Source organism: Marinomonas sp. THO17 (genome assembly GCF_040436405.1).
Lineage (GTDB): Bacteria > Pseudomonadota > Gammaproteobacteria > Pseudomonadales > Marinomonadaceae > Marinomonas.
On sequence record NZ_AP031575.1, the window covers coordinates 2235740 to 2249120 of the forward strand.

Below are 13381 nucleotides of genomic sequence, written 5' to 3' on the forward strand. Positions count from 1 at the left end.
AAATATTATGCATTTGATAACACTAACAAGAAACGCCATCATAAAAGAATCTTCCAATTCTTCAGGGAAAGTGGCCATGCTGACTTCTCGTCAAATGTTTTTTTATGGATTGTTTTTCAGCAGTATTACCGTTTTATTTTGGGGTATGTTACCCATTGCCTTAAAACTGTCGGGGGATTTTTCCGACCCTATTACACTCACCTGGCTCAGGTTCAGTGTGGCGGGCATCATACTGGGATTATGGCAATGGCAGAAGGGCAAACTCGGTGAGTTTAAAAGCTTATCCGCAAAAGATTGGGGGCGATTGCTGGCTGCGGGCAGTTTTCTGATCATCAATTACACCAGCTTCGCATGGAGCTTATCTTACATCTTGCCAGGATCCGCACAGCTCAGCTTCCAAAGCGCGCCACTTTTTCTTGCCCTAGGTGGGCTTTTTTTCCTCAAAGAAAAAGCCAGTTGGCTACAGTGGTTGTGTTTTGTTGGCATTGGCTTAGGAATGATCACCTTTTTTCACCCAGTATTAGGTGAAAGCGAGCAGACAAACTTATTAACCGGCTTTATCATAGTGCAAATATCCGCTTCCGCTTGGTCTTGCTATGCTTTATTGCAAAAGTCACTGTTCCTAAAACTCTCGCCAAGTAATATTTTATTGGCCATTTATCTGTACGCTACTCTGGTAATGATGCCATTTTCATCACCAACTAAGCTAACCAGTCTGAACCTGGAAGACACCCTGCTCGCTGCCTTTTGCTGTTTAAACACGCTCATCGCTTACGGCGCTTTCGCGCAAGCCATGCGTTATTGGAAAACCGTGCAAGTCAGCGCTTCTGTGGCCCTTACCCCAGTCATGTCCTACATCTTAACGGAAATCATTGTGTCTGTTGGTTGGTGGCAAGAATCAATTCAAAGTTCCCATGCTGACCTGCTCAGCTTATTTGGCATGCTACTGGTGATTGTATGTGCCATAAATGTCCAAATGATCAGCGCTAAAGGACAGCTTAATTCTAAGCCGAAGGGTCTGTTTTGGCGAAAAATTAAATCATAAAAGGCAAGATAGACAGGCTCAGAATTAAGCCAATTGCCAACAGTGTAAACAGGGCTTCGATGGGGTTTTGTCGAGCGTGTTGCAAACATCCTATTAGGTAATCCAACGCGCTTGGCACTTGCATATCACGGCTGCGTGCAATTTGATCCTCACGTATCAATTGCTGCGCACGAGAAGCCTGTTCTTTATCTTTTACCCAGATGCCGGCCATGGAAATCTGCCAACGCCCCGCACTGGTTTCATAAAAATCAATTTGATGATCCGTCAATAACTGACGAATGTCATTCGCCTCTTCGTCGGGAACGTATTTTAATCGAAACACCAAGGTGGCCATGTTAGGTACTCTACGAAGCTTAATGGCTGCCAAGGGTAAGAGATGGCAACAGAGAATACAATGCTATTTTTTGTCTTGCTCTTTGCGTAACCAGTCTAGCACTTGATCCGCTGGCAAAGGACGACAGAAATAGTAACCTTGTACTCTTTCGACACCCAACTCTCGCACAGCTTCCAACTGATCTTCTCGCTCAACCCCTTCTGCCACCACTTCCATTCTTAACTCTTTGGCTAATCGGGTTACCGAGGTGAGTACTTGTCGAGTAAATTGATCATCTTTCAAACTGGCAATGAAAATTTGATCCAACTTCAAGGTGTCATATGGAAAACGACGTAAGAAGTCCAAGCCAGCATAACCCGTACCAAAATCATCCACAGATAAACGAATATCTAAGGCTTTAATGTGTTCAAAACGACTTACCATCAAGGGCAATTCAATGGAATTTAACGCCGTGGTTTCCGTCACTTCTAACCCTAAACGTCCTTTAAGCTCAGGCCATTCTGTCATGATGTCAGCCAAATTAGATGCAAAATCCTCATGAATTAAACTATGCCGGTCCACATTGACCGAGATACGAATGTCTTTCAGCAATTCTGGATTATCACGATAAAAGTTACCCACCTTGCGAATCACCATCCAGGTTAAATCATCAATCAGTCCCAAGCGTTCTGAAATTTCCACTATCGACAAAGGCGATACTTGACCATGATAAGGAGAATACCAGCGTATTAATGCTTCTAACTCATGCGTGGCGGTTTTATCCAGTGCAATAATCGGTTGAAAATAGACCTCCATTGCATCACTAAGAATCGCACGCTTAATGCATTGGGGTAATGAACGCCGATAATATAGAAAACTCCATCGCACCAGGCAAAATAACAAAAACACGAAAACACTTGATAACAGAATGTAAGGCCACAATTCTTTAAGGAGCTGCCAGTAATAGCGTTCAGGCAAATACACTGCCAGTGTCATGGCCAAATCGTCAAAGCGACGAGCCTGTTTATCTAAGATGGAACCATGAATGTCCGCTTCATTGCCAACCACCATTTGTCTGCCTAAGGTCAATTCATAGGCATAACCCGGTGGCAACCATCGATTCACAAAATTGCCCAAATTCTTAGGAGGCGCTAAACCATTCACGCCAATACCATGCTCGCCTTTATAAAAGATCAAAATAGTACTGTCGCCTAAAGTATGGGATTTCACTAAAGAAACCGTTCGACTGGTTGGGCTAGCCTCTATTCGATCAGTAATACTAGAGAAGATAGAGAAATCACGAGGGCCAAGATTGGTACAATAGACTTGGTAATTCGCATTGAACAAACCTATTTCTTTAAAGACAGGTGAGTAAAAGGTTGCCCTTCTAAGACGCTTAATGTCTGCTTCATTACAGGTTAGCTGAGCTTCTTTTGAAATATGTTTCAACTCAACAAAGATCATCTCCATTTGCTTAGTCAATGCTAGATACGCCTGATCAGAGCGCAAACTAACATCTCTTAGCAGGTAAAAGTATAAAAACAGTGCAAATAATAAAATTGAACAGATAAAAGAACCAACTGCATATAAAGCCAGTATCTGCTTACTAGAAGGGAACAGCGCCGCTAACCTTTTAAGCATTTTTCCCTCTTATAGTTTTGACGTCCATCTTGCCCAAAGCCCTTTGTAATGAAGTGTAAATCCAACGCATAATGCCATATAAGTAACAAACTACCAAACTTTAGACGACGATATACGTCCATTAACGGCGAACATCAACAACATATAATTTGGGTTTATAGCGCAAGACCATTAGCCATAAAAATACCGCTTTTGAGAACAAACTTAATGACTTGGCTCAAACGGCAATACAGGGCAGTTGACTACTATATTACTGCGTTGAATGGTCAGTAGACCCGCTTCTTCCGCTGCTAAAACGGCCTCTTCTGAGGTTAACTCATAAGCTTGCGCTGGATCCTGCCAGACCACCCAATACATTAACCAGAGGGGGGAATAATGGCGATCGGTACTTTGATATCCGAGCGGGGAAGGTGCAGACGCAAACACATTTTGCTGCTCTTTGTTTGGAAAACCGTAAACTCGCTCTAATACGGTTTTAACCTGAGGAGGTTTGGGATAACGCGGAATCGCATCACGCAATCGGGGCGCATAATTCGCTCCCATTGCTTTCGCCATATCTGCATCGGAAACATCTGTGGTGATATACGACACTTGATGGTCATCATGCCAAGCTTTAAATAGGGTTAAGCCAAGTGTCTCATTTTGCTCTTTACTGCTTGATGCACAAGCAGTTAATAACCATGCCATCAACAACCAAACACTTATACGCTTGCCCATAAAGCCTCCCAGAGAATAGCCATACCTATGACGTTAACCCTTCCTAAGCACGAATGCAAAATTCACTGTCCAGAATTATTCTGCTTTTTGCTTAGCGTATTTGTACACCGTATTGCGACTGACTCCTGCTAGTTTGGCTGTTTGCGACACATTGCCCTTATTCTCAGTTAATAAACGCGGTATTAAACGCTCAAGTGGCTCTTCTTGTGATACCTGAGCTACCTGAAGCGGCTCCATGGCGGGGACTAAATCTTCAAAGAAATCATCTGGTAAATGCCACTCTTCCAGCTCATCACCATCGGCCATCGCCATGCCCACTTTTAAAGTGTGCGCCAGCTGTCGCATATTCCCCGGCCAAGGATGCTGTTGTAACAAGATCAACATAGCATCACTCAACGCTGGGCCCGGCTCTTCCCGTCTCAAGCGGTTATGCAAATAACGAATGAGGGCGGCTTTATCTTGTCGTTGACGCAAGGATGGCAACTCAATATTCAAACCAGAAATACGATAGTACAAATCTTGGCGAAAGCGCCCCGCCTGAACTTCATCCTTAAGCTTACGGTTAGTCGCAGACACTAATTTAATGTCTACCGGATAAACCTCAGTTGAACCCAGTGGCGTCACGACTCTTTCTTGCAGCACTCGCAATAAACGAGACTGAACCGCCATGGGCATTTCACCTATTTCATCCAAAAATAAAGTGCCTTTGTGGGCGCGACGAATTAAACCAATCGAACCCTTTGTTTGCGCGCCAGTAAATGCGCCTTTTTCATAACCAAATAATTCAGATTCGACTAATTCAGCAGGTATAGCAGCACAGTTAACCGCCACTAGCATTTCTCTGGATCTTGAACTGTGATAATGCAAACTACGCACAAAAATTTCTTTTCCCGCGCCGGTTTCACCATGAATCAAAATAGGAATATCTTTTTCCATGATTTTATGTGCTTGCTTGACAAGCCGCTCTACATGACAATCCCCATGCTGCAATTCTTGCAAAGGAATAACATTGTCAGGCACCTCTATGCAGGTCTCAATATTCTTTTCATCCGCAGCGGACAATGATTTATTAACCTTTTGTTTTTTATTATGAATATTATCTGAAGGCGCCACATAATTACTGCCTTGGCGAAAATCTGGTACCCGCATGACTTGTTGTACAGGAGGAATCACTTTAACGTAAAACTGGTAGCGCCCTAAGGCAACTGACTTCAACGGCAAACTGGCAGGATGATGTTTAATTTCACGCATTTGTATATCAAACACCTGATTGATATTTAATAACGCCAAATCCTTTGCCAGCACCACTTCAGCACGACGATTTGCTGACACAATTGTGCCATTTTCATCCACTACCAAAATGCCTGACCAATGACTGTCCAAACTGGTCACATTGGTATTAAAACTGAGGATAAAGTGTTCTTGTTGGAAAGCCGAAAAGATAAGCCTATTTTCCACACTCAAAGACATGAGCTTAACCATACCTAAGGTATGATCTTGCGGCAGATAAGCATCAGAGGAAATATCCAACACACCCACCAAATCGTTCTGTGTGTTATAAATTGGGGAAGCAGAACCCACCATAAAACGATTAGCACGTAAAAAGTGTTCATCGCGTCCCACCTGAATCGCTTGCCCCGTAATCAAAGCGGTACCAATGGCATTCGTACCAACGCCCATTTCACTCCACTGGTTACCACCCACTAAACCATGATCGGACGCGCTACCGAACCTTGGCTGTCCCCAAGTATTCAGGACATGCCCTTGTCGATCCGCTAACACAATCATGCAAGCCGAGTTACTCAAGATGTTTTCGTAATAAGGCAAAACCTCATTTTCTGTGGTTTCCAGCAAGCTTTTATGCTGATCTAACACGTCATTGAGCTCCCCCTTGGGCAAGCTCGCAAAATCAGGTCGACTGCTGTGATCTAAACCAAATTGCTCACAGCGATACCAAGACGCTTGAATCTGTTCTTTGTGGGTCGTTGCAGCGACACTGTCCTTGTCACTAGAACGCATCATGCTTTGCTCTTCTTGTTCTCGATCAAGCATATCCGGCTCCATGCTCTCTGGGGCGTCAATTATTATTTTTGTTATGTCATTTCAACACCAACACACCACTGGATTTTGCTCAAAAAATGGCTGACCAAGTGTTCAAATGCTTTTTTTACTCTAAACACTTTGAACACTCCTGAACAGTCCCTAAACACACTCAAAGACAGCAAAACTAGGCACAGAAAAATATAAAACTACTAACTATCAACAACTTAAATAAATTAAGACATTTTTCAGATAATTGGCATGAGGCTTGTAATAACACTTGTAATAGCAAGTATAAATGGTCAGATGTTCGTCTTGCTGTGTGCAGATGAACATAGCTGTCACATAAAACAATAACAACAAATAAGGTTCTCTACATGTCTCTGACGCTGCAAAATGTCTCACGCATTGTTGACGGAGAAACTTGGATCGACAACGTCAACATGACACTCGAACCGGGCTCATTCAATGTTTTACTAGGACGAACTTTATCCGGTAAAACAAGCTTGATGCGACTCATGGCTGGCCTTGATAAGCCCAGCAAAGGCAAGGTGTTGATGAATGGTGTTGACGTCACTGGACTGCCAGTCCGGGAGCGCAATATTTCCATGGTCTACCAACAGTTCATCAACTACCCCAATCTGACTGTCTATGAAAACATCGCCTCTCCCTTGCGCTTAGCAAACATGAACACTGAGGAAATTGATCAAAAGGTACGAGAAACTGCAGCCATGTTGCACATTGAACCTTATCTGGACAGATTGCCTTTACAACTGTCTGGTGGTCAGCAACAACGAACCGCTATGGCCCGCGCGCTTGTGAAAGACTCCCAGATCATTCTGTTTGATGAGCCATTGGTCAATCTAGATTACAAGCTGCGCGAAGAACTCAGACAAGAATTAAGAGCCTTATTCAAAGCCCGTAATTGCATTGCCATTTACGCCACCACAGAACCCAACGAAGCCTTAGCCCTAGGCGGCAACACGGCCGTTCTAAGCCAAGGCAAATTATTGCAGATGGGGCCAACAGCTCAGGTATATCACCAACCCAAAGACATTATTACCGCCGCCATGTTTTCCGAGCCACCTATCAACCTGGTGCCGGGTCGAGTCAGTGAAGAAGAGGTCACCTTTGATGAAACGGTTCACTTCCGACTCAACAGTGATTTACGCAATCTGCCCCCTGGTCAATATCAATTTGGCGTTCGAGCATCGCATATTGGCCTAGTACCGCACTCAGATGACGATTTAGAACTTCCCGTCAAAGTCGATCTTGCTGAAATCAGCGGCTCTGAGACCTTTTTGCATGTTCATAATTCGTATTTTGATCTGGTGGTTCATCTGTCTGGCGTGCACGAATACCAAGTGGATCAGGACATTAAAGTCTACTTTCCAACGCACAAACTGTATGCCTTCGATAGTCAAGGCGAGATGGTGCATTCGCCGGCAAGAATGAGGGAGCAATAATCATGGCAGAAATCACACTGAATGCTTTAGCTCACAGCTATGGGGCTAGCTCAGATGGCGTCAAAGAATACGCCATTCGCGAAATGACTCATGTCTGGGAGCAGGGCGGTGCCTTTGCTTTGTTAGGCCCTTCAGGCTGCGGCAAATCGACCTTATTAAATATCATTTCTGGTTTGCTCGAACCTTCAGAAGGCGAAGTATTGTTTGATGGTAGCCGCGTTAACGAATTGAAACCAGAAGAAAGAAACATTGCTCAAGTTTTCCAATTCCCTGTGGTATACGACACCATGAGTGTCTACGACAATCTCGCTTTTCCGCTGCGCAATATTGGCGTACCTGAATATAAAATACGTTCTAAAGTCCATGAAGTGGCTGATATTTTAGAGCTCACCGAACAATTAAAGCGCAAAGCTAAAGGCTTATCGGCCGACCAAAAACAAAAAGTCTCTATGGGACGGGGTTTGGTACGTGATGACGTTTCCGCGATTCTATTTGATGAACCTTTGACAGTAATCGACCCACAGCTGAAATGGAAATTGCGCCGCAAACTCAAACAAATTCATGAGCAGTTCAACATCACCATGGTGTACGTTACTCATGATCAACTCGAAGCCTCGACATTCGCCGATAAAATTGCCGTTATGTACAACGGCCAGATAGTACAGTTTGGTACTCCTCGCGAATTGTTTGAAAACCCCGCGCATACTTTTGTTGGTTATTTCATTGGCAGCCCAGGCATGAATTTTTTCGATGCCGAACTGATAAAAAGTGAAAACGGCCATCATGGCATCTACTTTGGCTCACACCAAATCCATATCAATCCTGCCATATTAAAACGCTTAATCGGCATGCAAACGAAGCAACTCACATTAGGTATTCGCCCCGAATTCGTCCATGTCTGGGATGGTAAAAATGACGATGCCTTGCAAGTAGAAGTGGATTATGTGGAAGACCTTGGCACCTACAAAATCCTCTCCTTCCTATTCCAAGGAAAACTCATGAAAGCTCGCCTAAATGAGGATCAGACGGTGCCGTCATCTGGACAAGTGTATGTCAGCTTCCCAGAGCAATGGACCAAGATTTATGTGAATGATTATCTCGTTGAAGCTGAGCAGGAGGCACAAGATGCAAACTAAAGTAGAAAATAATAAAGCATGGTTTCTTGTGTTACCGGTTTTCTTAATCGTGGCTTTCTCCGCCATCATTCCACTGATGACGGTGGTAAATTATTCAGTACAAGATATTTTTGACCCCTATACCCGTTACTTTGTTGGCACTGAATGGTTCCAACAAGTCATGCAAGACAGTCGTTTGCACGAGGCATTAGTACGGCAATTTATTTTCTCTTTTACTGTCTTGGCCATCGAAATACCTTTAGGCATTATGGTGGCATTGATGATGCCAACCAAAGGTAAAGGTGCGTCTCTGGCACTAATCTTAATCGCCATCCCCTTGCTGATTCCATGGAATGTGGTGGGCACCATTTGGCAAATCTTTGGCCGTGCTGACATAGGTCTGTTCGGCACTTTTATGAGTCATATTGGCGTCGATTATAACTACGCCTCAAACCCAACCGACGCTTGGTTTACCGTGGTTTTAATGGACGTATGGCATTGGACGCCTCTGGTGGCACTGTTATGTTATTCAGGTCTACGAGCCATTCCAGAAGTTTACTATCAAGCCGCTCGCATTGACCGAGCATCACGCTGGGCAGTGTTTCGTTACATACAGCTGCCCAAGCTAACCAATGTACTCATTATTGGCGTGCTACTGCGATTCATGGATTCCTTCATGATTTATACAGAGCCCTTTGTGCTGACTGGTGGTGGCCCCGGCAGTGCAACCACTTTTTTAAGCCAATCCCTAGTGCAACAAGCTATTGGCCAGTTTGATTTAGGGCCAGCTGCCGCTTTCTCCTTGGTGTACTTCTTAATCATTCTACTGGTGTGCTGGGTCTTCTACACCACCATCATGAATATGCAAAAGGACAAGTAGAGGCTTATTATGACCAAGATCAATACGCAAGCACCTGTGCACAGTCACACTGATCGAAAAGCACAAAACGCACAATTACGTAGTCGCTTTGGCTTGATCCTTTACTTAGTACTCTTGTTGTTGCCGATTTATTGGCTCATCAACATGTCATTTAAAACCAATACCGAAATTCTCAGCGGTTTATCTCTGTTCCCTGAAAACTTCACTCTGGAAAACTACGCCAAAATCTTTGGCGACCCAACCTGGTACATGGGTTATGTGAACTCCATCCTCTATGTTTCAATGAATATGGTCATCAGCCTTTTGGTGGCTTTACCTGCAGCTTACGCCTTTAGTCGCTACAAATTCATTGGTGATAAGCACATGTTTTTTTGGCTGCTATCAAACCGTATGGCGCCACCTGCGGTATTCTTGTTACCCTTTTTCCAGCTGTATTCATCGGTTGGCCTTTTCGATACCCACATTGCCGTGGCCTTAGCCCATTGTTTATTCAACGTGCCTCTGGCGGTATGGATTTTAGAAGGTTTTATGAGTGCTGTGCCTCGTGAGATCGATGAAACCGCTTACATAGACGGTTATACCTTCCCACGTTTTTTCGTACGTATTTTTATTCCCTTAATTCGCTCAGGAATTGGTGTCACCGCCTTCTTCTGCTTCATGTTCTCTTGGGTGGAATTGCTACTGGCCAGAACCCTGACCTCGGTCGACGCTAAACCCATTGCTGCCATTATGACGCGAACCGTTTCCGCTTCTGGCATGGATTGGGGCTTACTGGCTGCGGCTGGCGTATTGACCATCATTCCAGGCATGTTGGTCATCTATTTCGTTCGTAACCATGTGGCAAAGGGTTTTGCCCTTGGTCGAGTGTAAGGAGAAAGATTATGGCTTGGATGTCTTGGACATTGCCCACTGCACTATTTTTTATCAGCATTGCCACCATTCTGGTGGGGATGACGGTATGGCAACTCGTGTCCCCTAGTATGGAACGTCGCGGTTTTCTTCCGTTGGCAACCACACGTGGAGATCGACTCTTTATTGGCCTGCTCAGCAGCGCCTTTATCCACCTCGCATTCGTTGCATTAACCGATGCGAGTATTGCGATAGCAACTGTTCTTTGCGTTATCTGGATGTTGATCCTAATGCGTTGGGGATAACAAGTTGCACCTAAGGAAAACTTGGCTAAATGCCAAATAACTAAAAATGTTGAGGTAAATCATGCGCTACAATAAGAAAAAAATTGCCCTGGCCACCTTGCCCCTTGCTGTCATGTTGCATTCCGCCAGCCTCTGGGCTGACGCCTATTCAGATGCTGCAGAAAAGTGGGTGACAGATGAGTTCACCGTATCCACTTTAACCAAGCAGCAACAACTTGACGAATTGAGTTGGTTTACTAAAGCCGCACAAAAATTCCGCGGAATGGAAATTAATGTTGCATCTGAAACACTCACCACTCATAAATATGAGTCGCAAGTCTTAACCAAAGCCTTTGAAGAGATCACTGGCATTAAGGTGAACCATGATTTGATACAAGAAGGGGATGTAGTTGAAAAACTGCAAACACAAATGCAGTCTGGTCGTAATATTTATGACGCTTATGTCAACGACTCAGACTTGATTGGTACCCACTTCCGCTACGGTAAAGTGGTGCCCATTTCCGAGATGATGGCAGGCGATGCCAAAGCCTACACTTTGCCAACCTTGGATCTGGATGATTTTATTGGTTTGTCTTTCACCACTGGCCCAGATGGCAAGCTTTATCAGTTGCCAACCCAGCAATTCGCTAATCTCTACTGGTTCCGTGCAGACTGGTTTGCCCGTGCTGATTTGAAAGCCAAATTCAAATCCATTTATGGTTACGATCTAGGGGTTCCAGTGAACTGGTCTGCCTATGAAGACATTGCCGAGTTCTTTACCGACAAGGTGAAAACCATCGATGGCGAGCCAGTATACGGTCACATGGACTATGGCAAAAAAGACCCTTCACTGGGGTGGCGTTTCACTGATGCTTGGTTCTCCATGGCTGGTGCGGGTGATAAAGGTATTCCAAACGGTTTGCCGGTCGATGAATGGGGTATTCGTGTTGAAAATTGTCATCCTGTGGGTTCCAGCGTATCACGCGGTGGCGCAACGAACGGCCCTGCGGCGGTATATGCCACCACCAAATACGTAGACTGGTTGCGCAAATATGCACCACCAGAAGCGCAAGGTATGACCTTCTCAGAATCCGGTCCAGTACCCGCTCAAGGTGGTGTGGCACAACAAATTTTTTGGTACACGGCCTTCACCGCTGACATGACAGCTAAAGGCTTACCTGTGGTTAACGCAGATGGCTCACCCAAATGGCGTATGGCACCATCGCCAGTTGGGCCTTACTGGGAAGACGGCATGAAAAAAGGTTATCAAGACGTAGGCGCTTGGACTTTCATGAATTCCACACCGGATGATAGACGTTTGGCAGCTTGGTTATATGCTCAGTTCACCACGTCAAAAACCGTTTCCTTGAAAAAAACACTCGTTGGCTTAACTCCAATTCGAGAGTCGGACATCAACTCTCCAGAGATGGCGGAGGCAGCCCCTAAATTGGGAGGTCTTGTGGAATTCTACAAAGGGCCAGCACGCAAAGAGTGGTCACCAACGGGCACCAACGTACCAGACTATCCAAAACTGGCTCAACTTTGGTGGCAGTACATCTCTCAGGCAGCCAGTGGCGAGGCTACACCACAAGAAGCATTAAATGGTTTAGCAGCAGCGCAGGACAAAGTGATGCAACGTCTTGAGCGAGCAAAAGTTCAAGACAACTGTGGTCCGAAACTCAATGCGCCTCGCGATGAAGCTTACTGGTTGGCTCAGCCGGGTTCACCTAAAGCCAAACTGGCGAATGAAAAACCGCAAGGCATCACAGTGTCTTATGATGAATTATTGCGGTCTTGGGAATAACAAAACAACAAAGGCGAAAAACAAAAGACCGGCTTAAGTGCCGGTCTTTTACTATGTGGAACGATTCTAAAAAACAGCCAAGATCAGTAATTACCGTTGGCAAGGTTAATGCAACAACCTATTCTCACTCATGACTTCTTTTAATTGATCTTGCAGGCTTTCAATACTCTCTACCATAAGGTGCTGTTTCTCTTCGGGAATCAAGGCAATATCATCTAGTGATATTTGTTCTAAGTCTTCAAGCAACTGGGTTAGATGCTTTAAACCTTTGTCTGTTTCCTGTTTCATCGCTATGCTCCTTGCAAGTTGGCTGACAACACCAATAACCTTAGCTGAGCTTTGCCAAACATGTGACCTTTTAGAGAAAAGACTTTGTAAATATTCGTAACCTTATTTTAAAAAGCGTAGGAAAAGATCATTGACCTCAATGGGCATCTCTATTTGTGGCGTATGACCACAGTTTTCCAAAATGACCAACTCACTTCCAGGGGTGTTTTGATGCGCATTTTTAGAATGTTGGTATGGCAAAACAGCGTCTTGACGACCATGCACAAAATACACTGAGCAAGAGGTACTCTTTAGTCTTTCTAAGCTAAGCTGACATAGACTTTTCTTTTGTCCAGTCCAACTCACCATTTTATTCAGGGTTCTCAAAAAGGCCTTTTGCGCACCATCTCGCATCACATTTCGATGAATAATGAGTTTAACTTCGTCAGAAAGCGCATTAGTGTGCAGAAAAATACTGTTAATTTGTTGATCAACTGCCACTTTGTTTGGACGTGCCAACAGTTTACCAATCACAGGTAAAGACATAAGTCTAAAGGGCAAAGGCGTTTGTCTTCCTAAAGTCGCTGCATTAAGCAATACCATTTTATCAACTCTATCCGGTTGCGAAGCCGACATATGAATGCAGATCGCTCCGCCCATAGAATTGCCCGCCAAATGCACCTTAGAAATGGCCAACTTATCTAAAAAAGCCCACATAAAGTCTGCATATTCAACCACATCAAAGGCTTTCTCACCTATATCAGACAAACCATGATTAGGCAGATCCAATGCGATCACACGAAAGTATGGAGAAAGGGAGGTCAACTGATATTGCCAAAGCTCCAAGGACCCACCAATTCCGTGTAGCAAAACTAATACAGGCAAATCTTTTCCTGTATCATGATAACGAACACGAATATTTCCCACTTCTAAGCTCAAACTTTTCACCGACTCACCTTA

General features: G+C 44.5%; 13 protein-coding genes. 7 read left to right on the forward strand and 6 right to left on the reverse strand.

Translation table 11 applies throughout. The features are described from left to right. Positions 1-7: 7 nt before the first annotated feature. Positions 8-1045 (forward strand): DMT family transporter, encoded by a 1038-nt coding sequence (locus ABXS85_RS10625; protein WP_353666506.1) that lies wholly within the window; start codon positions 8-10, stop codon positions 1043-1045. Here the strand turns inward: ABXS85_RS10625 and ABXS85_RS10630 are convergent. The 4 genes from ABXS85_RS10630 to ABXS85_RS10645 all read right to left on the reverse strand — a co-directional run bounded on the left by ABXS85_RS10630 (position 1035) and on the right by ABXS85_RS10645 (position 5768). Beyond that, positions 1035-1379 (reverse strand): DUF6164 family protein, encoded by a 345-nt coding sequence (locus ABXS85_RS10630; RefSeq protein WP_353666507.1) that lies wholly within the window; start codon positions 1377-1379, stop codon positions 1035-1037. The genes ABXS85_RS10625 and ABXS85_RS10630 overlap by 11 nt on opposite strands. A 63-nt stretch (positions 1380-1442) precedes the next feature. Then, the gene (locus tag ABXS85_RS10635) at positions 1443-2999 is read right to left on the reverse strand and encodes an EAL domain-containing protein (RefSeq protein ID WP_353666508.1); all 1557 of its coding nucleotides are present in this window, start codon (positions 2997-2999) and stop codon (positions 1443-1445) included. A gap of 204 nt (positions 3000-3203) precedes the next feature. After that, entirely contained in the window at positions 3204-3716 is a 513-nt protein-coding gene (locus tag ABXS85_RS10640; RefSeq protein ID WP_353666509.1) for a hypothetical protein, read from the reverse strand. Positions 3717-3791: 75 nt separating this feature from the next. Further along, positions 3792-5768 (reverse strand): sigma-54-dependent Fis family transcriptional regulator, encoded by a 1977-nt coding sequence (locus ABXS85_RS10645; RefSeq protein ID WP_353666510.1) that lies wholly within the window; start codon positions 5766-5768, stop codon positions 3792-3794. Positions 5769-6133: 365 nt separating this feature from the next. Here ABXS85_RS10645 and ABXS85_RS10650 point away from each other — a divergent pair, with 365 nt between their 5' ends. The 6 genes from ABXS85_RS10650 (at position 6134) to ABXS85_RS10675 (ending at position 12154) form a co-directional block, all read left to right on the forward strand. Then, positions 6134-7222 (forward strand): ABC transporter ATP-binding protein, encoded by a 1089-nt coding sequence (locus ABXS85_RS10650; protein ID WP_353666511.1) that lies wholly within the window; start codon positions 6134-6136, stop codon positions 7220-7222. Positions 7223-7224: 2 nt separating this feature from the next. After that, positions 7225-8358, forward strand: coding sequence for an ABC transporter ATP-binding protein (locus ABXS85_RS10655; protein ID WP_353666512.1), 1134 nt, complete (start codon positions 7225-7227; stop codon positions 8356-8358). Continuing rightward, positions 8348-9217: a sugar ABC transporter permease gene (locus ABXS85_RS10660; RefSeq protein ID WP_353666513.1), complete on the forward strand. Its 870-nt coding sequence runs from the start codon at positions 8348-8350 to the stop codon at positions 9215-9217. The genes ABXS85_RS10655 and ABXS85_RS10660 overlap by 11 nt, the downstream gene beginning before the upstream one ends. 9 nt (positions 9218-9226) lie before the next feature. Then, positions 9227-10087 (forward strand): carbohydrate ABC transporter permease, encoded by an 861-nt coding sequence (locus ABXS85_RS10665; protein WP_353666514.1) that lies wholly within the window; start codon positions 9227-9229, stop codon positions 10085-10087. Positions 10088-10098: 11 nt separating this feature from the next. Beyond that, a complete protein-coding gene (locus ABXS85_RS10670) occupies positions 10099-10371 on the forward strand; it encodes a DUF2160 domain-containing protein (protein WP_353666515.1) in 273 nt (90 codons plus the stop codon). Between the two features lie 61 nt (positions 10372-10432). Further along, positions 10433-12154: an ABC transporter substrate-binding protein gene (locus tag ABXS85_RS10675; protein WP_353666516.1), complete on the forward strand. Its 1722-nt coding sequence runs from the start codon at positions 10433-10435 to the stop codon at positions 12152-12154. 105 nt (positions 12155-12259) lie between these two features. On the opposite strand, the gene ABXS85_RS10680 is transcribed toward ABXS85_RS10675, so the two are convergent. Both ABXS85_RS10680 and ABXS85_RS10685 read right to left on the reverse strand, forming a co-directional pair. Continuing rightward, positions 12260-12442 carry a hypothetical protein gene (locus ABXS85_RS10680; RefSeq protein ID WP_353666517.1) on the reverse strand — a complete coding sequence of 61 codons (183 nt, stop codon included), beginning with the start codon at positions 12440-12442 and terminating at the stop codon, positions 12260-12262. Between the two features lie 102 nt (positions 12443-12544). Beyond that, positions 12545-13369 (reverse strand): alpha/beta hydrolase, encoded by an 825-nt coding sequence (locus ABXS85_RS10685; RefSeq protein ID WP_353666518.1) that lies wholly within the window; start codon positions 13367-13369, stop codon positions 12545-12547. Between the last annotated feature and the right edge of the window lie 12 nt (positions 13370-13381).